Genomic DNA, 23,306 nt, shown 5'->3' with positions numbered 1-23,306 from the left:
CTTTAACGAAAGATACTACTTATTTAAGCACTCTATGCCCCCTACACCTCGTCGTTCCACCATTCTTGAAGTAGCCCGACTCGCTGGAGCCTCTAAAACCAGCGTGTCGCGCTATTTTGGCGAAGAGCGTGAGCGGCTCTCTCCCTCACTTCAGGCGCGTATCGCCCATGCTGCGCGCACCCTTGGCTACCAGCCAAATCAAATGGCACGCGGGCTAAAAGGTGGGCGCTCTAAATTGCTAGGCATGCTAGTCGCCGATATCCGCAATCCTTTTTCAGTGGCCATCACTCACGGAGTCGAACAAGCGTGTCGCCAATACGGCTACTCGCTGGTCGTGTGTAATACCGACAATGACCCGGAACAGGAGCGCCAGCATTTAGACCTACTGGGCGCCTATCAAGTAGAAGGTCTTGTGTTGAATGCGTCCGGTAACCCCGAACGCCAACTGCATACCTTTATCAGCCTGGGCACACCTATCGTGCTACTAGACCGCGAAGTCCACCATGTAGAGGCGGAAGTGGTTGGGCTCGATAATCACCTAGCGATTGATATGGCGCTAGAACACTTAGCCGATAAGGGTTACCAAGCTGTGCTGTATGTCAGCGAAGCTCCCGATCAGTCAAGCACGCGACAAAAACGTTTGTCACGTTTTAGCCACGCGGCTGAGCGGCATGGGCTGAAGTACGCAACGTCACTGCTCGCTAACTCAGATGGCACTGCAACGCTTCAAGCACTAAGCGACTTTTTAACTGCCCATCAACGGCATGCCTGCGCCGTCTTGTGTGGTAACGGCAATGCCACCCTCATAGTGACCCGCCTGTTTCAGCAGTTAGGCTTACAGCTTGGCAAGATAGGCTTGATGGGGATTGATGAGCTCGATTGGTGCGCCTTAGTACCTCCCGGCATTACCACGCTTGCTCAACCCACCGAAACAATTGGCAAAACGGCTGTTCAATGTTTGATGCATCACATTGCTCCCCACGCAGCATCAATGCCGACAGGGCTGAGTTTTGCACCTACCCTGATGGAACGAGGTTCTACCCAACGTTAATTTAATATGGCGTTGCTAAAAAATTGTCGCAAAAATGGTATCGTTCCCATTGGATGATAATAAACAACATAAAGAGATTATGACCATGCCCAACTCCTTCTCTAGCCCACCCAAAATTCTCACCTTCGGCGAAGCCATGGCCATGTTTGTGGCTGATACGCCGGGCGAGTTATCCGGCATTGAGCGTTTCCACCGCCGCTTGGCCGGTGCCGACAACAATGTTGCCATTGGCCTCTCAAGACTAAGCTTTCACGTGGGGTGGTTAAGCCGGGTGGGAACCGATAGCTTTGGGAGTTTTATTCAGGCGGCTTTAACAATGGAAGGTATAGACAACCGCTATATCCACGCCGATGCACACCACCCCACCGGACTACTCTTTAAAGAGCGCGCCCAGGACGGCGCCGACCCGCGAGTAGAATATTTCAGACGAGGCAGTGCTGCCAGCCATCTTACTATTGACGACGCCCAGAATGTCGACTTTCAGGCGCTTAACCACCTTCACGCGACGGGCATTACCCCGGCTTTATCTGAAAGCGCCTGCCAGCTTAGCCATCATTTGATGGAGCAGGCCCGCGCCCATGGCGCCAGTATTTCCTTTGACCCCAATTTACGTCCGTCACTTTGGCCCAGCGAAAACGTAATGCGGTCGACTCTCAATGAACTCGCCAGCCGCGCCGATTGGGTATTACCTGGGCTTTCAGAGGGCCAGCTGCTGACCGGGCAGAAGACGCCTTACGACGTAGCAGGCTACTATCTGGATCAAGGCGCCTCGGCAGTGATCATCAAACTGGGCCCGGAAGGTAGCTATTACCGTGGCAACCTGGACGGCCAGGAAGAGAGCTTTACGGTGGCCGGTTGCCACGTCGCTGAGGTGGTGGATACCGTAGGCGCAGGCGATGGCTTCGCCGTCGGTGTAATTAGCGCTCTGCTTGACGGAAGAACGGCGCGCCAAGCAGCCCAGCGCGGCAACCTCATTGGCGCTCAAGCCATCCAGGTGGTGGGTGACATGGAAGGACTGCCTAATCGCGAGCGACTACTAACGCTTGAAGCCGACCAACCCATTGGCTAATCGCCACGCACTTTTTTTAATAACAGGTTTTAAATAACAGGCTTTTCACCATGGAGATAACAATGAAAAAACGCTTAGTGATTCAAGGACGACTCAGCGACGCACAACAGGCTGAACTTAGCGATTTATTTGAAGTGGATGTGCTGCCGAAAACAACCGCGCTGGATGTCCCTGAAAACCGTGCTCTATTAGCGGATGTGCACGGCATTATCGGTTCTGGCTTGGCGATCACTCCTCAGTTACTGGACGCAGCGCCCAACCTGGAAGTCATCGCGACCGTCTCTGTTGGCTATGACAACATACCCGTTGATGAGCTCACCAAGCGTGGCATTATGCTGTGCAATACGCCTGATGTGCTTACCGAAACCACCGCCGATACCGGTTTTGCACTGATAATGGCCACAGCGCGTCGGGTAGTTGAATTAGCCGAGTGGGTCAAAGCGGATAAATGGCAAGCCAGCATTGGCCCGGCACTGTTTGGCAGCGATGTGCATGGCAAAACACTCGGCATGGTGGGGTTTGGACGCATTGGTCAAGCCGTTGCCAGGCGCGGAGCCCTGGGGTTTGGGATGCAGGTACTCTACTCCAACGCTTCGCCCAAGCCCGATTTAGAGAGTGAACTTGGCGCGCAGCGCCGCGAACTCAAAGAGCTGTTAGCCGAGGCCGATTTCGTCTGTGTCACTGTGCCGCTTAACGCTGAGACCGAGCATTTGATCGGTGCCCAAGAGTTTGCATTGATGAAGCCTTCAGGCATTTTTATCAATATCGCCCGCGGCAAAGTCGTCGATGAAAGCGCTTTAATACACGCCTTGGAAAACAGCGTTATTCAAGCAGCCGGGCTAGATGTATTTGAGCAGGAGCCACTACCCGCTGCGTCACCGCTGACAAAGATGCCCAATGTGGTCGCCCTACCCCATATCGGCTCTGCCACCCATGAAACCCGCAACGCCATGGCCCAACGGGCGGTAGATAATATCCGTTTAGCACTCCAGGGTGAGCGACCGATTAGCTTAGTCAACGAGGAAACACATCAATGAAACCCGCCACGCCTCTCTGCTTACTGTTCGACTGCGATGGCACCCTAGTAGATAGCGAAATACTGCTTGCTGAGGTGATGGGGGATATCCTTCCCGAGTTCGGCTTACCGTTTTCAGCACGACAGTATATGGATGAATTTCGTGGGGTACGTTTCCAGACGATCGTCCAAACGCTGGAAAACCGTTTTCAGGCGTTGGCAGAAGACGAATTTTCCCAGCTTGAAGCAGGCATGCGGGCGCGTATGGAAGCCCGCATGCGTGCCGAGCTTGTGGCAATACCGGGCATACCTGCGGCTCTTGACCACTTAAGCAGCCACCCCAAGGCCGTGGTATCTAATGGCCCCGAGCGCAAAATCCGCTGTGCGTTGGAAAGCACCGAACTAGGCCACCACTTTGCTAGCAGGCTGTTCAGCGCCTATACCCTCAACGTTTGGAAACCCGATCCAGAACTGTATCGTAAGGCGGCTGCCGCGATGGGTTACGCGCCACAAGAGTGTGTCGTAATTGATGATGCGGCGGTGGGTGTGGAAGCGGGGCTGGCGGCGGGCATGCACGTAATTCACCTCAATCACTTCCCCACCGAAGAAACCACCCCCGAAGGTGCCATTGGCATCCATCACGCCAATGAACTACCCGCCGCTATTGCCAAGTTGAGTGTATAACTGCAATTACCAGGGCCTATAGAAGTAGGTCCTGTTTAGTCAGCTACCAGTTGCCGCACAGCAAGTTCCACACCGCGCAGTTCGGCTAGCCCACGCATGCGCCCGTAAAGCGGGTAACCAGGTGCCGTATTGCGCTGTTGATCATCAAGAAGTTGGTGGCCGTGATCTGGGCGCAGCGGTAAGCGCGCCCCGCCCTCTCGTTCGCGGCGCCGTTCTTCCTCCACCAAGGCACGTATCACCCCCACCATATCCACATCACCCGCTAGGTGAGGCGCCTCGTGAAAAGAGAGGGTATCCGCTTCGCGCTTTGTGGCACGCAGATGGATAAAGTGAATATGCGAGGCGAAGTGGCGGGTCATGGCCACCAAATCATTGTCTTGTCGAACGCCATAAGAGCCTGTGCAGAGCGTCAAGCCATTGGCGGAGCTGGGCACGCGATCAATAATCCACTGAGCATCCTCGCGAGTCGAGACCACCCTGGGAAGGCCCAGTAGCGGCCGCGGTGGGTCATCCGGGTGAATCGCCATACGAATGCCCACTTCTTCTGCCACCGGAATCAACGCCTGCAAAAAATAGCCAAGATTTTCCCGCAACCGAGTGGCGTCAACATCAGCGTACGCTTCCAGTACATCGCGAAACTGCTCAAGAGTGTAGTGCTCTTCGGCGCCCGGTAGCCCGGCGATCAGCGTATTGACCAATTTGTCACGCCCTGCGCTATCCAATGCGTCCAGATAGCGGCGTGCTCGAGCTTTCTCTTCATCGCTGTACTCTTGCTCCGCACCGGGTCGTTGAAGCAGATAAAGATCAAAGGCGGTAAAAGCCGCCTGATCAAAGCGTAGCGCCAAGGCGCCATCGGGCAGTGCATAGGTAAGGTCCGTGCGCGTCCAGTCCAGTACCGGCATAAAGTTGTAACAGACAATGTCGATACCACAGGCCGCAAGGTTACGCAGCGTTTGGCAGTAGGTGGCGATTAATGCATCGCGCTCAGGCAATCCTTTTTTGATCGATTCATGTACCGGCACGCTCTCTACCACCGACCATGTCAGGCCCGCTGCTTCGATCATTTGCTGACGCTCACGGATCGCCTCAACCGGCCAAACCTGATCATTGGGCACCTCATGTAGTGCCGTGACGATACCGGTGGCCCCTGTCTGGCGAATCTCTTCTAGCCGAATCGCATCATTAGGGCCAAACCAGCGCCAAGTATGCTCCATGGTGTTCTCCTTTGATCAGTTAAGCGCTAGCGCCTTAAGTGCCCCACTCAGGCCATCATGGGTCAACGTCTGATACGCGGTCAGCACGTCCTGGGCAAATTTCTTATCCGCTGACAGTTCACCCGGCACCACATCGTCCATGGCTAAATAGGCCGCTACCAGAGCGCTGGGATCGCTACCATGCATCTGGTGCAGCTCCGCAAAGCGCTTGGCTAGCGGATCATCCACGGGGTAACTATTGCCTTGTAGGTCTTGACCCGCGGTATAGCGAATCCAGGCCGCCATCCCCAACGCCACGCAGGGCGATGATTGAGCAGTGGCGCTACGTTCGAACGCGCCAGAGAGCCAGCGCTGTGGGAGTTTTTGGCTGCCGTCCATAGCGATCTGCTGTAGACGATGACGCAAACTGTCATTGGCAAAGCGTGCCAGCAGCGAATCGGCGTAATTCTCTAAATCGATCCCTGCGGGCATCTCAAGTGTAGGAGCCGCCTCTTCAAGCATATAGCGGCGCAACAGCGCTCTAAGTTCGTCGCGATTGACGCCTTCAAAAACCGTTTCGATACCTGCAAGTGCACCAAGATAGGCAAGCAAGGAGTGGCTACCGTTGAGCATGCGTAGTTTCATGGTTTCAAACGGCGCCACATCTGCCACCATCTCAACGCCCTCGGCTTCCCAGTCGGGTCGCCCCATTGGGAAATTATCTTCGACCACCCACTGAGTGAACGCTTCGCATACCACGGCGTTTTGATCGATAACGCCCAGTGCCGCTAAGCGCTCAAAGTCGGCGTCAGTCATCGCGGGCACAATACGATCCACCATGCTGCAGGGAAACGCCACTTCTCTGGCAATCCAACGGGCCAATTCTGCGTCTCGATGCTCGGCCAGTTGCACCACCGCTTGGCGTGTACGCTTACCGTTATCCGGCATGTTGTCGCAAGAGAGCACGGTAAAGGGGGCAATGCCTGCCTCATGCCGCAGAGCTAACGCTTCCACCAATAGTCCAGGGGCGGTACGCGGCTGTTGGGGCGAAGCTATATCACCGATGATCATCGGGTCATCAGCTCTTAACTCACCGCTCGCGGGGTTTAAAAAGTAGCCCTTCTCGGTCACCGTTAAGGTGACTATACGGGTATCCGCAGATGCCATTCGCGCCAGCAGTGCCCCTCGATCACGGCCCCAGTTGCCCGCGCTGTCACAACCAGAGAATAGCGTCTCTTCGATCACGCCAATTTCACGCAGCGTGATGCTCTCGCTGTCGGCATACTCCGCTACATGATAGCGATGCCCTGCCGCGCTTAAGCCGTCGACTAAACCCACGCTAGAGCGTAAATTCGCGCTGCAGACGCCCCACTCACCATCGCCACTGCGTTGGCGATAACGCTCAAAATAGACCGCTTGGTGGGCGCGGTGAAAAGCGCCTAACCCCAGGTGGACAACCCCAATCTGGCCACTTTTTGGCTTTGCTTCAATACGCTGTGGAGCCACCATCAACTACTCTCCCATCAGCAAGTTAGGCAACCAAAGCGAAATCGCGGGGACATAAGTCACCAACAACAACACCGCCAAGTTGCACAGCAAAAATGGCACGATGGCTCTTGCCACTGTCAACATAGGTAGTTTGCCAATCCCCGCCACCACGAATAGGCACACCCCCACCGGTGGTGTTGTCAGCCCAATCATCAGGTTTAACACAGCGATCACCGCAAAATGAACCGGATCGACACCCACTCCAGTGGCTACTCCTACCAGTGCGGGGAACAGGATGATCAGCGCAGCTATGGTTTCCATAAAGGCGCCGACAAACAGCAGGATCAGGTTGAGAATAAGCAGCACAATCAACGGATTTTCGCTGATGGAGAGAATCAGCGTGGCGATCATCTGCGGGATCTGCTCACTGGTGAGTATCCAGCCAAACAGGTTCGCCAACCCTACCATCAGCAGTAGTGCCGAAGAGGTTAATACGGTGTCTGACAAAATCGCCGGGAGCTTTTTCCACGACAGGCCTTTATAGATATACATGCCGACGACCAAGGCATAGAGGCAAGCCACGATAGAAGCTTCGGTGGGGGTAAAGAAGCCGCCGATAATGCCGTAGAGAATAATCACGGTCATCAGCAGTGCCCAAAAGGCAGTTTTGGCTTCGCGCAGCAGTTGAAAAAATGGCACCCGCTTCTCTTTAGGATACCCACGTCGAACGGCCAAGATATACACCGTAATCATCATGGCGAGGCCCATTAAAAGCCCCGGCACTGCACCTGCCAGGAACATCCGCCCGACCGAAATACCGCTAAGTGAACCCGCGATAATCATCGGCACACTGGGCGGTATGATCGGCCCAACGGTAGACGAAGCAGCGGTGACCGCAGCGGCAAACGGCTTGTCATAACCCGAGCGCGCCATACCGGGAATCATCACCGAACCGATACTGGCTGAATCGGCAACGGCCGTGCCAGAGATACCGCCGAAAATCATCGAACCCGCCACGTTGGCCAAGCCAAGTCCACCGCGAATATGGCCTAACAAAGCGTTAGAGAAACGCACGATATGTTCAGTGATATTGCCGACATTCATCAGATTACCGGCCAGCACAAAGCCGGGAATACAAAGCAATACAAAGGTGTCGATACCGGCATACATACGCTGCGGCACGATGGTTAATGAAATGCCTTCAAGCAGCAGATAAGAAAGCGAGGCTAACCCCAACGCAAACGCAATGGGCATACCCACCGTGAGCAGTATTAAAAACACACTAAAAAGGATAATGACTTCCATGCTTACGACTCCTGAAGGGGGGCAGAGGAGCGACACATTGCGATAATTCCCTCAAGGCACCCTAGCAAGCTGTAGACCAGGAGTAGCGCAAAGGTGACTACCGTTGAGAAAAAGATATACAGCATGGGAACGTGAAGCGTTGGCGAGGTCTGCCAAGCGCCGTTTTGCGCGTACTGCCAAGCGTAAGGCAGTACTAGAAAGGCAAACAGGCCAATCAACGCGCAAATCAGCACTTGAAAAGCCGCCTGCATGCGCGGCCCCAACAGGTGATGAAAAAGCTCAACGCTAATGTTTCGGTTCTTTCGCAGCACAACACCAACAGATAGCGCCACCATATAGATGAACAGATAACGCGAGAGCTCTTCAGTCCAGGCTATCGAAAACGGCAAAAATAGCCGCGAACAAATTTGCAGCAGCACCGTGACAGCAATCGCAACAAGCGCCACGACGGCAAGGGTTAGAAAGCATTTATCCACCCAGCCAATCACGCGTCCAATGGGTCCTGCTAGTTTAGGTACCGTCGCCATTGGATCCAGACTCTCTAACGCTTCCTGTTCAAGCGATTTGTGATCCGAGTTCATAACCGTATCCTCAAGGGCAAGCCGCTATTGCAGTGGAGATTGGGCTAGCATTTCGCCAGCCCAACGTCTTCAGTCATTCACTCAAAATTCACGCCCAAGAACTTACAAGTCCTGGATAGCATCAAAGAGTTCACGCTGCTCATCGGTTAAAGCCTCAAGCACAGCGGGGCGAGCTTTCTCTGCGAACGCATCGACATCAACTTCCACGAACTCCATGCCACGCTCCTGAAGCGCTTCCTCTAGACGCTCCTGATCCTCAATGAAAAGCTCAGCCTGATACTCCTGCATCGTTTGAGCGGCGTCTCGCACCACCTGCTGAAGTTCATCCGGCATACTTTCCAACTGATTACGGCCAATCACCACATAGATCCAGCTGCGCACATGGCCGGTCATGTTGATGTAGTCCTGCACCTCATTGAAGCTGGCGCTCTCGATCAGGCTAAGCGGGTTTTCCTGACCTTCCAGTGTGTTTTGCTGCAGCGCTGTAAACACTTCGCTAAACGCCATTGGGGTTGGACGTGCCCCCATTGCCTGCCATGTATCCACGAACAGCGGCACGTTAGGAACGCGAAGACGCAACCCATCCAACTCATCAGGCGTGCGGATAGGACGATTGGAGGTCAGCTCGCGGGGGCCACGCTCAAACCATGCCAGGGGCACCAGGTTAGTGCGTTCAGTGATTTGCGCTTCAATCTCTGCACCAATGTCACCATTCACTGCCGCATGAAGATGTTCGGAATCTCGAAAGGCATACGGTACCGCCATCATCGCGGCTTTAGGCGCCCAATTCTGTAAGCTTTCACCGGTGATGGTCATATCCGCCGTACCTAGCTGGATACTATTGATCACGTCCATTTCATTACCAAGCTGCTCACTGGGGTAGAGGCGTACTTCAATCTGGCCGTCAGAGTTTGCTTCGACCTCTTCTTTAAATTTCTCGGCGGCCTGGTGCCAAATGTTCTGCTCATTGGCTAAATGGCCAAAACGCAGGGTAAAGTCGGCCGCCATTAGTGAGTGGCTGCCTAGCATGGCGGCCCCAAGAACAGCGCTGGTGATAAGTTGTTTGATCATTGTATTTCTCCTGCACACGGGTGTTGTTAGTTGTTAATTGCAGCTATTAATTGCACGTGGGTTGGCGTGGGTTGGAGTAACGCCCTTAAGCACTGATTTGAATCAGCACCTTGCGGGCCTCTTCTGGACGATGATCAAGCATGTCGATGGCGTTGGGCATGTCACTTAGCGGCAACCGGTGGCTAACTAACGCCAACGGATCCAACTGCCCACTTGCCATTAGCTTAAGCACCTCCGGAAACTTACGGTTGTTGAGTCGCGACCCGACCAGAGTCAGCTCTTTCTTAATCACCTCTAACTGCACTAGCTCGCTGGGCTGTACGCTAAAGCCCAGCAGACCAATGCGCCCTGCTGGCGAAGCTAAACGCAGCATTTGCGGTAACAGCGCTGGCACGCAGGCGGCATCAGCAATCAGCGGTACGCCTTCACCCTGGGTTAAGGCAAGCACCTCTTTTTCCACATCCTGCTCGCGGCTATTAAATACCTGTGTTGCCCCAAGCTGTTTTGCCGCCGCTAATCGCTCATTAATAACGTCAGTGACGATGACCTCTTCGATGCCTTTGGCCAGAGCCATCTGTAGGATCGTCAGGCCAATAACGCCAGCGCCCAGAATCATTAGTCGATCACCAGGGTGCGGCTGCATACGATCAAGTACGTTGGCAGCAATGGTGTAAGGTTCAACTAAGGCAGCAGCGTCTAGTCCTATATGCTCGGGTAGGTGGTGCACGTTAGCCGCGGGGACGGCAACAAACTCCTCAAAACCGCCATCGCGATGCACGCCGATCACTTCAAGCGAACTGCACACGTTGGGACGGCCAATACGGCAGGGATAGCACTCACCACAGCTGATAACGGGGTCAATGCAGACACGATCCCCGACGGTGACGTCAAGCACGCCTTCCCCCACCGCTTCCACTACCCCGGCAAACTCATGACCAGTGATACGTGGAAAGCACACAAAAGCGTTGTCGCCATGAATAATATGCATATCCGAGCCACAGATACCGGCAAATGCCACACGCACCAGCGCTTCACCAGCGGCCACCTTGGGCGGTTCAACATCCGCTACCTGGTAGTCGTGAGGCGCCTTCACCTGGAATGCTTTCATCGACGTAATCTCCTTACCAATGCCACAGAGTGCCGTCTTCCAGCCGGTTTACCGGCAGGCTGGCACGCTTATAGGGGTACTGCTTGGCTAACTGTTCATCGATATCAACACCATGCCCCGGCTTTTCACCGACAATGAAATGCCCATCTTCAAAGCGATAATCGTGGGGGAAGACCTCGTCCGTGGCGCTGGTATGCGGCATATACTCCTGGATGCCGAAGTTGGGTACCCAAGTGTCAAAGTGAATCGCCGCACCCAGACAAACCGGCGAAAGATCCGTTGGGCCGTGGAAACCGGTACGCACGTGGTAAAGCCCTGCCAAATCGGCGATGCGGCGCATATGGGTAATACCACCAGCGTGGGTTAAGGTGGCGCGGATATAGTCGATCCACTGATTTTCAATTAGCGCTTTGGCGTCATACAGACTGTTAAAGACTTCGCCTACCGCCAACGGCGTGGTGGTATGTTGACGGATAAGACCAAACGCCTCCTGATTCTCAGCCGGCACGCAGTCTTCGAGCCAAAATAGATGGTAGGGCTCAACTTCTTTGCCTAAACGGGCGGCCTCAATGGGCGTCAGACGGTGATGAACATCGTGTAGCACGTGCAAATCATCACCAAAACGCTCACGCACCGCGGCAAACAGTTTGGGTACATGGTTTAAATATTTGCTGGTACTCCAGACATGCTCGGCAGGCAGCTCGGCATCGGCTGGTTCATACGGCTCGCCATCTTTTTTGGCGACACCATAAATACTGGCAATGCCTGGCACACCCGCCTGAACGCGCACGGCTTTGTAGCCCTCATCCACATGACGGGCGACCTCTTCCAGGCACGCTTCAATATCTCGCCCCGTTGCATGGCCATACACCATCACTCGGTCACGGCTCTTACCACCCAACAGTTGATACAGCGGCATGCCCGCAAGCTTGGCCTTGATATCCCACAGTGCCATATCAACGGCGGCAATCGCACTCATGGTGATAGGCCCACGCCGCCAGTAAGCGCCGCGGTAAAGGTAGTGCCAGATGTCTTCGAGGCGCTGAGGATCGCGCCCGATTAACGTTGGGATAACGTGCTCTTCCAGGTAGGCCACCACGGCCATTTCGCGGCCATTTAGCGTGGCATCGCCAATACCGTATTCGCCCTGGTCAGTAACAATCTTTAACGTCACGAAATTGCGCCCCGGCGAGGTCACAATGGTATAAGCCTGCTCGATCTTCATTGGATCGTCTCCTGCTTCAGAGCTGGGTTTTCTTGTTCTTTGAACCGTTGACTTTCTTGCCCTTCAAACGCTGCTTGTTCTTCAAACATAGCGGGGAAACGACGAACCAGATCGGGCATAGAGACTAAAATCTCACGCAAATGAAGCGACATAGCTTCTTCCGCTTGCTGAACGTCTCGCGCCTCAATGGCATCAACAATGCTGGCATGTTGATCCACAAGCCGTTCCAGTGGGGTGCTATGGGGCACACTGAGGTAGCGTACTCGGTCAAGTTGAGCACGGACTTCTTCAATGACTTTCCAGGCTGCATGCTGCTTTACCCCCAGCGAAAGCGTTCGGTGGAAGGCTTCGTCAAGGCGATAAAAACGGTCATTATCATTAGGCTCAATACAACGACGCTGCCGTGCTAACAGGTCATGTAGGTCTGTCAGCACTCCTGGATCCAATCCCTTTTCAGCCGCCAGCCTTACCACCGCTACCTCAACCGCCTCACGGACAAAGCGCGCCTCAAGCACCGCCCGCTGGGATATCTTCACGACATAGGTGCCGCGCTGAGGCTTTACTTCCACCAGCCCAGCCTCGGAGAGCCTTATGAAAGCTTCCCGCACAGGCTGACGGCTCACCGAAAAGGTATCGGCAAGCTCCTTTTCCGATAACGCCTGACCCGGCGCCAGCACCATCTGGATAATCGACTGCCGCAGCACGTGAAATAGCCGTTGGCGTACTGATTCTCCATCGTGTGTTTCCTGCCATAGCGTTTGTAATGTCGTGTGCATTGCACTTGATCCTAATAAAGAAGTCCGTGGTGGTTAGCGACCATCACTGATATGACTAGTATGGTAGTCGACCAGAGATAAAAAAAGGCCTCGGCACTTACTCTTTAGTCGAACAGCGTGCCTCACTACCCTATGGCCAATTCCCCCATACTTGTAAGAAATATCTTACATAACAACCCGGTTTAGCGTATTTTTTGAGTATTCCTTTGTAAAAAACAACAGCATTTATAGGTAAGTATTTCGCAAGCTAATCGCCTAAGATGGTTTAATACAAACGATTGAATATCACGACCACTGTCCAATACGGCAATTGCCATGGACAGTTTAGGGCGGCTGCAAGCCAATACGAGTAAGGAGAGAGTAATGCAGGCTATCCAGGAAAGGGATAATTCGAACGAGCTGGTTTTAAAGACTGAATTACCATCATTTTTGGTAGCTGATCTACTCAAGTGTCCAACCTTACCCACTCTGCCCGCTGTTGCTGTCAATGTCTTGAAAATGGCGCGTACCGAGCATCCGTCGGTTAGCGACTACGCTAATGCCATCGAGCGTGATCCCGCCTTAACCATGCGCATTATTACCCTTGCCAACAGCGCTTTTTTCTCGCGTAGCCATATAAAGGTGCACGCGTGTCAGGAAGCGACGGCTCGTCTAGGTTTAGACACCACGCTGGCAGCGGTGATGAGCTTCAGCCTGCTTCAAAACAGGGGAGTTGACGTCCATTACCAGCGGGTATGGATGCGCTCCATCATTGCCTCGTTAGCAGCACGACACCTTGCCATCCACCTCTGCCCCGATATGGCAGGGCCTGTGTTTACAGCAGCGTTGCTTCAAGACATTGGCATCATGGCATTACGGGGGATATACCCGAAAGAGAGCAATGACTTATATGCTGAAGTGGCATTATCTCATCGGCAGTTATCAGTATCTGAACAGCAGCTTTTTGGCTGCGATCATTCTCAAGTAGGCGCTTGGCTTGCTGCTAAATGGGGGGTTCCTTCACCGCTTGCTCAGCGCATCTGTGATAGTCACGGCGAATACGACATTACCGCTCCCGACATGCTATGCATTCAGCTATCTGGCTCCATCGCCGATACCTGGCTCTCATCACACCCAGCGCGATCGCTCGTCTCCGTATTGCGAGAATTTGAAATCTATCATGGCGCCCAGGCAATCTCGTTACGGCATTTGTTAGAGAATATTCAGGAACAGTTACCAGCGCTGGTGGACATGCTGCAAATGACGGCCCCCCCATTGCAGGATAACGAATCGCTGCTTGCTGAAGCTCAGCAACTGCTGTTTCAACAAACACTACAGCTCAAAGCACGCCTTGATACGCACCAAGCGGAGCTTGCCTCCCTGCGCCAGCGGCAAGATGAGTTAGAAGAGCGCTCACGAACAGACATGCTCACCGGTCTTGCCAACCGATCCTGGCTTGAGGAGCAGATGCATAAGCGCTTTATTTTGTGCCAGCAACAGTCTCGCAACATGTCCGTGGTATTTATTGACCTTGACCACTTTAAGAAGTTAAACGATCAATACGGGCACCAAATGGGCGACCATGTACTACAAAAATTCGGTAAAACGCTACAGGCGCTCATTCGTGAAGGTGATCTTGCAGGACGCTGGGGCGGCGAAGAGTTTCTGGTCATTTTGCCAGATGAAGATGCACAGGCAGCCCAAGTATTCGCTAAACGAATTGCCCAGCGGTTAGAAAAAATGCCCATGGCTTACGACGGCCAACACCCTATCCATGTGTCTGTCTCGATTGGCATTGCCTGCTTAGGTGATGGAGGATTTGGTGATGCGGGTGAGCTTATTGATGCCGCTGATAAGAGCATGTATTTCATTAAACGCACGGGCAGGGGCGGGATAGCGGTGCATGGCGAACGCGGCGCTCCGGGAGCACCTACTAGCATCGACTAGCCTATGCCTGTTGTTTAGCCTCTCAGTTGACAATAAGAGCCGCCATGCTGGAACTTCACCAGGTACATAAAACCTACGCGACGCCCCAAGGCCCGTTGAAGGTGCTTGAAAATGTATCCCTACGCTTGGCCGCCGGGCAAAGCCTAGGGCTAATGGGCGAATCTGGGAGCGGCAAATCCACTCTACTTCATCTTGCCGCCGGATTAGATCTACCCGACCAAGGTGTCATTACCCTCGAAGGACAGAACGTCGCCTCTTTACCCGAGCCCACCCGCGCCAAACTACGCCGCGAGCAATTGGGTTTAGTCTTCCAGCAGTTCCATTTAGTCCCCAGCCTAACGGTGATCGACAATTTGCGCTTGCAGGCGCGCCTAGCCAGCCGCGACGACGCTGACTGGTCAGGCTACTTAATTAAGCGGCTCGGGCTGACGGGCATGGAAAAACGTTACCCTGAGCAGCTCTCTGGCGGGCAGCAGCAGCGCTTAGCCATTGGCCGTGCTCTGGCACCGCGCCCGCCTCTGCTGCTCGCCGATGAACCCACGGGCAATTTGGATGAAACCACCGCAGGCGAAGTGCTTGACCTGCTATTGAGCCTGGTTCGCGAAACGCATTGCGCCCTACTCATCGTCACCCACAGCCTGCAAGTGGCGGCACCGCTTGATCGCTGCCTACGCCTGCGCCACGGTCGTCTACTAGACGCGACACCATGACCCGGGTTCTAGCAACGTTACTTAGCCACTACCGGCGCCATCCCGGCCAACTGATCATGCTGCTACTCGGCCTATGGGTGGCCAGCGCCCTATGGAGTGGTATCCAAGCGATCAATGCCACCGCGCGAGACAGCTATGACCGCGCCGATGCAATGTTTGACACCCAGCTGGATCAACTTGAGCGGCGCGATGGCACACCATTCAGTCGTACCGAGTATCACTCCCTGCGCCAAGCAGGCTTGCCCGTTTCGCCCATGCTAGAGGGTGAAGTCGTTACTCAAGATGGCACACGGCTAACCCTGATCGGTATTGACCCCCTTACCCTTTCCAGCGATAACGCACTGGCTCAAGTAAACACGTCTACTTCGCTAAGCGATTTTCTAAGCCCCCCGTGGCAAACACGCGTAGCGCCTGACGCCTTGGCAGCCCTAGGAATAGAGCGCGAAAAAGCCTCGGGTGCCACCCCGACCCTGAAAGATGGCAAGACACTCCCGCCGCTCGTTTTAGCCCCAGCGCTACCGCCGGACACGCTGATCATGGATATTGCCGCCGCAGCCCGGTTACTTGAAAGCGGCGATGAGATTACGCGCATTGTGGCCGCACCGGGAGCACTATCAGAAACGCCCACCGGATTAACACTCACCCGCGCCACCACGCTTGCCTCCCCCGGCCAACTGACTGAAAGCTTTCACCTAAACCTTACCGCGCTGGGGCTACTTGCCTGGGTCGTGGGACTCTTCATTGTTCAGGCGGCGCTGGGCCTGGCTTTAGAGCAACGCCTGGGCATGCTGCGCACCCTGCGGGTGCTGGGTGTATCAGGGCGCCGTTTAGTCATAGCGCTCAGCTTAGAGCTAATTCTGCTCGGCCTAATCGGAGCGCTTGCCGGTATAGCCAGCGGTGTATGGCTGGCACGCTTGTTACTGCCCGATGTCGCTGCCACCCTGGGCTCACTCTATGGCGCAGGTGTGGGGCAAGAGCTAAACCTGCCTTGGCATTACTGGGTGGGAGGGCTGGCGGTTAGCCTTAGCGGGCTACTGCTGGCGGGCAGCGGCGTATTATGGCGCGCTGCTCGCTTAAACATGCTGGAATTAGGCCAGATGCAGGCTTGGCGTAGTGGTTACCGTCGGCAATTAACACTAATGGGCATCGGTGGTGCGATCGCCTTGAGCATTGCGCTAGCGCTGTATGCCTGGTTACGTTTCCAGCCCCCTGGCGATGGCTTAGTGGCAGGTTTTGGGCTAATTGCCGCGCTGCTGCTGGCAAGCGCCCTGTGGCTCCCGCCCTTTTTAGCGCTGGTACTGAGAACGCTGACACACCTTGTCCGGCGGCGCCCGCTTATTCACTGGGCAATGGCGGATATGCAGCTTCAGTTACCCAGACTGTCACTGGCCATGATGGCACTACTCATCGCCTTAGCGACCAATCTGGGGGTGGGTAGCATGGTCGGCGGCTTTCGTCTTACGTTTTTAGACTGGCTTGATCAGCGGCTAGTCGCCCCGCTCTATTTGAATGCCCCCACCGAGCAGTATGCGGATATTGATGTTTGGCTGGCTGATCGCCCGGAGGTCTTCGAGCGTCTGCTCACTCGGCGCAGTGATGCCACCCTACAGGCCGCCACAACGCCAGAAGGTAGTCGCGCTTTAGGCACACCTATCGAGCTTTACGGCATCACCCCAGGCAAATCATTAACCCCTCACTGGCCGTTGCTGGCAACCCAACAAGACCGCGCATCCGCTTGGGCAGCCTTTGGCGATGGTGCGATTTTTGTTAACGAGCAACTTGCCACCGCAGAGAATCTTGCCCCCGGTAATCGCCTAACCCTGAGCGCGCCGGGCGCCAATGAAACGCTAACAATCGCCGCTATTTATCCCGACTACGGCAACCCCAGCGGGCAGGTGCTGGTGGCATCGCCCCAGCTTGCCGCGCGTTTTAATGCGCCGCCGAGCTCCATGGGGTTAGTGTTGAATGATGACGCCAATGTTGATGCCCTGCGTGCTGCTCTGCGCGAACGCTTTGTCCTCGGCAGCGATGCGCTAAGCGACCAAGCCGGGATTAAGCGTATCGCCACCGAGATTTTCGAGCGCACATTTACCATCACCCGCGCACTGAATGTATTGACCCTCGCAGTAGCGGCCCTCGCGCTATTCGCCAGCCTGTTAGCCCAGGCGCGCAGCCGACGCCAACAGTTAGCACCTCTATGGGCGCTGGGCGTTCCTCGAACACAGCTGGCACAATTGAATTTGGCGCAACTAGGCGGCGCAGCGTTAGTCACCGGCCTGCTGGCCGTCCCGCTGGGTATCGTGATTACCTGGGGATTAGTGGCCATTATCAATGTGGCCGCCTTCGGCTGGCGACTGCCGCTCTATCTGTTTCCCTGGGAAATGGCCGTGACACTGGCAACCGCCGTCGGTGTGGCGCTCTTGGCAGCGGCCCTGCCCACGCTGCGTTTCTGGCGCGCTTCACCGCGGGCCTTACTGGCAGAAGAGGCCAATCAATGAGCTTACGGCGAATGCGCTACTTGCTTCTTCTGCTAATCGCCACTGGGATGCTGATTCTTTATGGCTGTGGCGACGAAGATCCAGCGCCTACCAGTAGTTCAGGCTTTGCCGGTTTAGGAGAAGACGCAGATGGTTTTGAGCATGCCCGGCCTAATCAGCCACTAACTTTCCCAGAAGATTTTCCCCAAGAGCATGCCGCCCATCCAGATTACCGCATCGAATGGTGGTATCTCACCGCTAATCTGAAGGATGCCGCGGGTGACCCCCTCGGCCTGCAGTGGACACTCTTCCGCCAGGCGCTGATGCCACCCAGCGAACGCCCTGCGCCTACTCCTTGGGCGGCTGATCAACTCTGGATGGCCCATATGGCGATCTCACAGGGCGAGCAGCACGAAGTTGCCGAGCGTTTCGGGCGCAGCCACTCACAGTCTCAGCTAAGTAATGCCCAAAACAGCCAAGCAGGCGTAGTGGCTAGCCCCTTTCATGCGTGGCTGGATGATTGGCAGCTTAAAGCGAATGAAGAAGCCGCAAGCACCGATTTCAACCATCTAACGCTCACTGCCTACAGCGGGGAAGGTGAATCGCGTTTTGGCTACCGCTTAGAACTGACCGCCGAAGGGCCGCTGGTACTACACGGAGCAGAGGGCTTTAGTCAGAAAGCCGCCAATGGCCAGGGCTCCATGTACTACAGCCAGCCCTTCTGGCGGATAAACGGCGACGTCACCCTCAACGGCGAGACCAAAACAGTCAGCGGGCGCGGCTGGCTGGATCGAGAATGGAGCAGCCAACTGCTTGATGCCCGTCAATCCGGCTGGGACTGGTTCTCGATCCACTTTGATGACGGCCAAAAGCTGATGGCGTTTCAGCTACGCGGTGGTGGTGATGGCAGTGGTGGCGACGCTGATCAAGAGCAAGGCACAGACTACCGTTCCGGCACCTGGATTACCCCCCAAGGCGACGCCACACCCTTAGCAACAGACGAGATCATCCTGACGCCACTGGCCACATCAGCTGTTGCCGGCCGCGATGTGCCCACTCAATGGCGGCTGGAAATACCGTCAGTGGCGATCGATATCAATATCGCAGCGCCTTACGCCAACCGCTGGATGACCACCAGCGTGCCTTACTGGGAGGGCGAAGTGGTGGTCAACGACCGAGCTAGCGGCGAGTCGCTTGGCGAAGGTTACTTGGAAATGACCGGGTATTAACAGGCAATAGCCTAATTTAACTAGCTCTTTTAAAGAGTTCTTTTAAACAGCTCTTTTCAACGGCTCTTTTCAACGGCTCTTTTCAAAAGCTAGGTCACTCGTCACTCTCGGTGATAAAAGCGGCAAGGTTAGCAATGTCATCATCCGACAAATCGGTAGCGTTGGGGATCATCAGAAAGGAGTTTGATCCTACTTTCTCACCTGACCGATACGTTTCAAGGCGGGAAGTAATATAGTCCGCGTCCCGACCACTAAGCGATGGAAAGCTAGCCATCCCCTTCCCGTTTGGGCCGTGACATTGAGCACATGCCTCCGCATACAGCGCTTCTCCGGCGGCCTTATCTGCCGCCTGCAGAGTAGCCGAGCCCATCGTCAGCGCAGTCGCGATGACGAAAAACAGCGATATCTTCATAGTGACCTTTTCCCAGCAGAGTGATTTTGATCAAAAGTTTGAGGCGGCTTGGGGTAAACGCGCAGCCGCACGGGAATACGCCTGTGCGGCTGCGCATTGCTCACTCTGGTGTGATCCGGTAAATGCTACCTTCATCCACTGCCGTATAGAGATCACCCTCTGGGCCCAGCACAATTGACCGGAAGCGGGCCGTCCCCATTGGCAGGGACATTTCGGCAATGTCATTAACCGAAAGACCATCTTCCGCAATATCAATCAGATTAATACGTTGGCCCACCGGCGTACCTCCGAAACCAATTCCCATAAAACCAACCAGCAGACGGCCGTCCCAGTCGCCCCACTGCTCACCGATTAGGAATTCGGCAGGAGCGATGCCCTGTGAAAGACCATCGTTTTTCCAGGCAGGCTGCATAGCATCGGGGTAGGTTTCGGTGTCGGTCACCGGCATATAGGCCGCCCGCTCGGCTGGATCCATCCCCTCGGTCTGATTAGGCTCATAACCGCAGTAATCGTCTGGGCAGTCGCCACGACCGGCCATATTGGGTTTCGGATCCCAACCACTGTTACCACCATTGACCAGCGCATTGATCTCATCCGAATGCCAAGGGCCGTGCTCCGTCACGATGGGCTGGCCGGTATCCGGGTGGAAAGTGATGCCTTGGACATTACGGTGGCCATAAGTATAAATCCGCGGATCAAAGCCCTCAGGCGGTTCGTTACCCTCGGCTGCCTCACCATCCCGGTCAATCCGCAGGACCTTGCCACCTAGCAGATCCGGAGACTGAGGAATCTCACTGTTATGGTTGTCGCCGGTGGTCACGTAAAGGTAACCGTCATCCGGACTGAAGCGGATACGCCCGCCATTATGGGCGCCAGCATCGCCAAATGGATGGTCGGTGGCGGCGGGTTTGTAGGGAATGTCCTCAACAATGTCGGTACGATCCGATACCTCATTAAAATCACTGTTCACCGTTAGGCGCAGCACACGATTGGTACGTGGTTCAGACATTTGGGAAGCTGAGTAAACGTAGACCGTGCGGTTTTCGTCAAAATCTGGATCGACCGCAACACCGTTCATCCCCGCCTGGCCTTCGCAAACAAGATCATCGGCAGTAGTGGCATATTCCTCCGTGCCTTCCATCCCCAGCAGGTGCTCTACCTCACCATCGGGTAGCCGTACCGACAGCCCTCGACAGCGTTCGGTGTAAAACATCGTCCCATCGGGCAGAAAGGCCATATCCCAAGGATTTTCAAGACCGGTTAACACCTCAGTCTGGCTTAGCTCCGGCTCATTGGCAGTCGCAACGGCGGGTAAGCCGACGATCACCGCAGAAGCGATGAAGGCAGATAGCGGCCGCAGAAAGGGTTTATGGGTCATTGAAGGCACTCCTTCCTAGCGTTGTTTGTGTTTGTTATCAACTTTGCCATGGGCTTATTTAGTTTAGATCGGCAGCCATGGCGGTCAATATTTCCCACTAACCAAGTTTCTAATCAGCACTTTTCAAAGCGAGCAAACCTCCATCGTGAGTAGCGAGGAGAAGCAGGTAAATTAACGGGGATTAATTAGCGAAAATCAAAAACTGCACTTTGTGTATGGCGAATGTCGCTTTATGACAACTAATGTCTGCCCACGGCGACACACTAGTAAGCGAATAAACTGCTAACTAGAGAGCACGCTATGAACCGCAATGTCATTCTCACCTGTGCCGTAACTGGCGCGGGAGATACCACCGCTAAAAACCCCAATGTACCTGTTACACCTAAGGCTATCGCTGCGTCCTGCATTGAAGCAGCGCGTGCCGGGGCCAGCATCGCGCATATCCACGTTCGCGACCCGGAAACCGGCGGCATCAGCCACTCGACCGACCAATTCCGCGAAGTGATGGAGCGCGTCCGCGAGGCTGATGTGGATATCGTGATGAACATCACCGCTGGCGGCGGCGGCGACTGGATACCTGATGCCACAGACCCCACCCGCGGCGGCCCTGGCACCGATATTCAAACGCCCGCCGAACGTCACGCCCCGGTGGGCGAGCTACTCCCTGAGTTGTGCACGTTGGACTGCGGCAGCCTCAATTTTGGCGACATGGTCTACGTCAACCCTGCGGACTGGCTGCGCGAACACGCCCGCCTCGTTCAGGCCGCAGGCGTTAAGCCGGAGCTGGAGTGCTTTGATCTGGGCCACGTCTGGTTTGCCCGTCAGCTTCAGCAAGAGAGCTTGATCGATGGCGACCCGCTCTATCAGCTCTGCCTGGGTATTCCCTGGGGTGCCGAAGCGGACACCGAAACGATGCTGGCGATGCGCAACAAATTGCCCGCCAACGCTAACTGGGCCGCCTTCGGCATTGGTCGCCATCAAATGCCCATGGTCGCCCAAGCGGTACTGCTGGGTGGTCATGCCCGAGTGGGATTGGAAGATAACCTGTTTTTAGAGAAAGGCGTGCTGGCTAACAACGGCCAGCTCGTGGAGAAAGCATCGACCATTATTGAAAACCTCGGCGCCCGAGTAATGACTCCCGCGGAAACCCGCGCACATTTGCAGTTACGTGACCCGTCAGGAGGTGATGCATGAGCCGCTTAGCCGTTATTGGTACCGGCGTGATTGGCAACGGTTGGATTGCCCGTGCCCTCGCCCAAGGCTGGGACGTCGTCGCCTTCGACCCAGACCCCAGCGCGCCTGCGCGCACCCAATCCTTTATCGACAACGCTTGGCTCTCATTAACCCAGCTAGGCTTAGAGCCCGATGCTAGCCCTGAGCGGTTAACCTTTGCAGATACAATTGAAAAAGCCGTGGATGGCGCTGACCTAATTCAGGAAAACGTCCCCGAGCGCTTGGAACTTAAACAAGAGATCTTAGCTACCATTGACGCGGCTGCCGCACCGGACGTCATCATTGGCTCGTCTACCTCGGGCTTTAAGCCCACCGACCTGCAGCTACAGTGCCAACAAGCGCCTGGGCGCGTGATCGTCGCTCACCCCTTCAACCCGGTGTATTTACTGCCCTTGGTAGAGCTTGTTGGCGGTGAGGCAACCCAGCCAGCGCAGATTACCAGCGCCCAAGGGCTATATCAGGCGCTCGCTATGCGCCCACTGGTGGTTCGCCGTGAAATTGAGGGCCATATCGCTGACCGCTTAATGGAAGCGCTATGGCGTGAAGCCCTGCATCTGGTCAACGATGGCGTGGCGACCACCGAAGAGATCGATGCCGCGGTAGTTTACGGCTGTGGACTCCGCTGGCCGTTGATGGGCACGTTCTTAACCTTCCACCTAGCGGGCGGCGAGCCAGGCATGCGCCATATGCTGGAGCAGTTTGGCCCAGCGCTAAAACTACCTTGGACCAAGTTGGAGGCACCGGAGCTCACCGATGAATTGATTGATAAAGTCGTCGAGGGCTGTGAGCATCAAGCAGCTGGTCGCTCAGTGGCGACACTTGACCGGCGCCGGGATGACTTTTTAGTCGAGCTGCTGGAGGTGGTGCAAAAATACTGGCCGGAAGCCGAAGGCCTTAAGGGACGCATTTAATGATCATCCATGAAACCCACGTCGCCCCCGAGTGGGTTGACTACAACGGGCACATGAACGACGCGGAGTACGCCCGCGTCTTTTCCCAGGCCTGCGAAGCGCTGATTGACCAGATAGGCTTAGATGAAGCGGGCCGTGAGCACTATGGCTACACGATCTATACCCTGGAAACGCATCTCTGCTATCGCCGCGAAGCGCACCAAGGCCAAGCGCTCAACGTGAACCTGACGCTATTGGATAGCGATACAAAACGTCTGCACGTGTTTTTCGCCATGTTCGATGATGAAGGCAATCTGATAGCAACCAGCGAACAGATGCTGATGGGTATGGAGCAAGCGTCTGGGCGTCCCGCCCAGTTTCCAGAACCGATTGCGAATCGCGTAGCGGAACTACCTCAAGCCAATAAAGACGCTTGGCCCGAGCTTGCCGGACGCACCATCGGCATTCGACGCTAAGGGTTGCAG

21 protein-coding genes are annotated in these 23,306 nt (G+C 55.2%); 11 read left to right on the top strand and 10 right to left on the bottom strand.

Translation table 11 applies throughout. The features are described from left to right. Positions 1-34: 34 nt before the first annotated feature. From QHL1GM_RS00580 to QHL1GM_RS00565, 4 genes are all read left to right on the top strand, one after another. Positions 35-1,051 (top strand): LacI family DNA-binding transcriptional regulator, encoded by a 1,017-nt coding sequence (locus tag QHL1GM_RS00580; protein ID WP_071692734.1) that lies wholly within the window; start codon positions 35-37, stop codon positions 1,049-1,051. A gap of 85 nt (positions 1,052-1,136) precedes the next feature. After that, positions 1,137-2,120, top strand: coding sequence for a sugar kinase (locus QHL1GM_RS00575; protein WP_071692733.1), 984 nt, complete (start codon positions 1,137-1,139; stop codon positions 2,118-2,120). 62 nt (positions 2,121-2,182) lie between these two features. Then, positions 2,183-3,157, top strand: a complete 975-nt coding sequence (locus QHL1GM_RS00570) for a D-glycerate dehydrogenase (protein WP_071692732.1) — start codon at positions 2,183-2,185, stop codon at positions 3,155-3,157. Further along, positions 3,154-3,819 (top strand): HAD family phosphatase, encoded by a 666-nt coding sequence (locus QHL1GM_RS00565; protein ID WP_071692731.1) that lies wholly within the window; start codon positions 3,154-3,156, stop codon positions 3,817-3,819. The genes QHL1GM_RS00570 and QHL1GM_RS00565 overlap by 4 nt, the downstream gene beginning before the upstream one ends. 35 nt (positions 3,820-3,854) lie before the next feature. Here the strand turns inward: QHL1GM_RS00565 and uxuA are convergent, their stop codons facing one another. The 8 genes from uxuA to QHL1GM_RS00525 form a co-directional block, all read right to left on the bottom strand. Beyond that, positions 3,855-5,033: a mannonate dehydratase gene (gene uxuA, locus QHL1GM_RS00560; RefSeq protein ID WP_071692730.1), complete on the bottom strand. Its 1,179-nt coding sequence runs from the start codon at positions 5,031-5,033 to the stop codon at positions 3,855-3,857. 15 nt (positions 5,034-5,048) lie between these two features. Beyond that, the gene (locus QHL1GM_RS00555) at positions 5,049-6,521 is read right to left on the bottom strand and encodes a mannitol dehydrogenase family protein (protein ID WP_071692729.1); all 1,473 of its coding nucleotides are present in this window, start codon (positions 6,519-6,521) and stop codon (positions 5,049-5,051) included. Between the two features lie 3 nt (positions 6,522-6,524). Next, entirely contained in the window at positions 6,525-7,805 is a 1,281-nt protein-coding gene (locus tag QHL1GM_RS00550) for a TRAP transporter large permease (RefSeq protein ID WP_071692728.1), read from the bottom strand. Between the two features lie 2 nt (positions 7,806-7,807). After that, complete coding sequence (locus QHL1GM_RS00545; RefSeq protein ID WP_071692727.1) at positions 7,808-8,386, bottom strand: TRAP transporter small permease; 579 nt, start codon at positions 8,384-8,386, stop codon at positions 7,808-7,810. A 102-nt stretch (positions 8,387-8,488) separates the two neighbouring features. Beyond that, positions 8,489-9,457, bottom strand: coding sequence for a TRAP transporter substrate-binding protein (locus QHL1GM_RS00540; protein WP_071692726.1), 969 nt, complete (start codon positions 9,455-9,457; stop codon positions 8,489-8,491). 85 nt (positions 9,458-9,542) lie between these two features. Beyond that, on the bottom strand, positions 9,543-10,565 hold the full coding sequence (locus QHL1GM_RS00535; RefSeq protein ID WP_071692725.1) for a Zn-dependent oxidoreductase: 1,023 nt from the start codon (positions 10,563-10,565) through the stop codon (positions 9,543-9,545). A 13-nt stretch (positions 10,566-10,578) separates the two neighbouring features. Beyond that, the gene (gene manD, locus QHL1GM_RS00530) at positions 10,579-11,790 is read right to left on the bottom strand and encodes a D-mannonate dehydratase ManD (protein WP_071692724.1); all 1,212 of its coding nucleotides are present in this window, start codon (positions 11,788-11,790) and stop codon (positions 10,579-10,581) included. Continuing rightward, positions 11,787-12,566 carry a GntR family transcriptional regulator gene (locus QHL1GM_RS00525; RefSeq protein ID WP_071692723.1) on the bottom strand — a complete coding sequence of 260 codons (780 nt, stop codon included), beginning with the start codon at positions 12,564-12,566 and terminating at the stop codon, positions 11,787-11,789. The genes manD and QHL1GM_RS00525 overlap by 4 nt, the downstream gene beginning before the upstream one ends. A gap of 498 nt (positions 12,567-13,064) precedes the next feature. Between QHL1GM_RS00525 and QHL1GM_RS00520 the strand changes: the two genes are divergently transcribed. Genes QHL1GM_RS00520 through QHL1GM_RS00505 form a run of 4 tightly spaced genes read left to right on the top strand, consistent with a single transcriptional unit; the run spans position 13,065 to position 18,908 of the window. Continuing rightward, a complete protein-coding gene (locus QHL1GM_RS00520) occupies positions 13,065-14,492 on the top strand; it encodes a GGDEF domain-containing protein (protein ID WP_254795231.1) in 1,428 nt (475 codons plus the stop codon). A gap of 44 nt (positions 14,493-14,536) precedes the next feature. Beyond that, positions 14,537-15,202: an ABC transporter ATP-binding protein gene (locus tag QHL1GM_RS00515; RefSeq protein WP_071692721.1), complete on the top strand. Its 666-nt coding sequence runs from the start codon at positions 14,537-14,539 to the stop codon at positions 15,200-15,202. Further along, the gene (locus tag QHL1GM_RS00510; RefSeq protein WP_071692720.1) at positions 15,199-17,700 is read left to right on the top strand and encodes an FtsX-like permease family protein; all 2,502 of its coding nucleotides are present in this window, start codon (positions 15,199-15,201) and stop codon (positions 17,698-17,700) included. The genes QHL1GM_RS00515 and QHL1GM_RS00510 overlap by 4 nt, the downstream gene beginning before the upstream one ends. Further along, a complete protein-coding gene (locus QHL1GM_RS00505) occupies positions 17,697-18,908 on the top strand; it encodes a lipocalin-like domain-containing protein (RefSeq protein ID WP_071692719.1) in 1,212 nt (403 codons plus the stop codon). Before QHL1GM_RS00510 ends, QHL1GM_RS00505 begins: the two co-directional genes overlap by 4 nt. A 94-nt stretch (positions 18,909-19,002) precedes the next feature. Here the strand turns inward: QHL1GM_RS00505 and QHL1GM_RS00500 are convergent, their stop codons facing one another. Together QHL1GM_RS00500 and QHL1GM_RS00495 are read right to left on the bottom strand one after the other, a co-directional pair. Further along, complete coding sequence (locus tag QHL1GM_RS00500; RefSeq protein WP_071692718.1) at positions 19,003-19,320, bottom strand: c-type cytochrome; 318 nt, start codon at positions 19,318-19,320, stop codon at positions 19,003-19,005. A 100-nt stretch (positions 19,321-19,420) separates the two neighbouring features. Beyond that, the gene (locus QHL1GM_RS00495) at positions 19,421-20,698 is read right to left on the bottom strand and encodes a sorbosone dehydrogenase family protein (RefSeq protein WP_071692717.1); all 1,278 of its coding nucleotides are present in this window, start codon (positions 20,696-20,698) and stop codon (positions 19,421-19,423) included. 300 nt (positions 20,699-20,998) lie between these two features. Here QHL1GM_RS00495 and QHL1GM_RS00490 point away from each other — a divergent pair, with 300 nt between their 5' ends. Genes QHL1GM_RS00490 through QHL1GM_RS00480 form a run of 3 tightly spaced genes read left to right on the top strand, consistent with a single transcriptional unit; the run spans position 20,999 to position 23,297 of the window. Beyond that, complete coding sequence (locus tag QHL1GM_RS00490; RefSeq protein WP_071692716.1) at positions 20,999-21,892, top strand: 3-keto-5-aminohexanoate cleavage protein; 894 nt, start codon at positions 20,999-21,001, stop codon at positions 21,890-21,892. Beyond that, entirely contained in the window at positions 21,889-22,842 is a 954-nt protein-coding gene (locus QHL1GM_RS00485) for an L-carnitine dehydrogenase (RefSeq protein ID WP_071692715.1), read from the top strand. Before QHL1GM_RS00490 ends, QHL1GM_RS00485 begins: the two co-directional genes overlap by 4 nt. Beyond that, positions 22,842-23,297, top strand: coding sequence for a thioesterase family protein (locus QHL1GM_RS00480; protein ID WP_071692714.1), 456 nt, complete (start codon positions 22,842-22,844; stop codon positions 23,295-23,297). Before QHL1GM_RS00485 ends, QHL1GM_RS00480 begins: the two co-directional genes overlap by 1 nt. Positions 23,298-23,306: the final 9 nt, after the last annotated feature.

The sequence above is a fragment of the Halomonas sp. QHL1 genome (assembly GCF_001882345.1).
Classification (GTDB): domain Bacteria; phylum Pseudomonadota; class Gammaproteobacteria; order Pseudomonadales; family Halomonadaceae; genus Vreelandella.
Note: the sequence above shows the minus strand (reverse complement) of the source record. Positions and strands in the feature narration are given on the sequence as shown.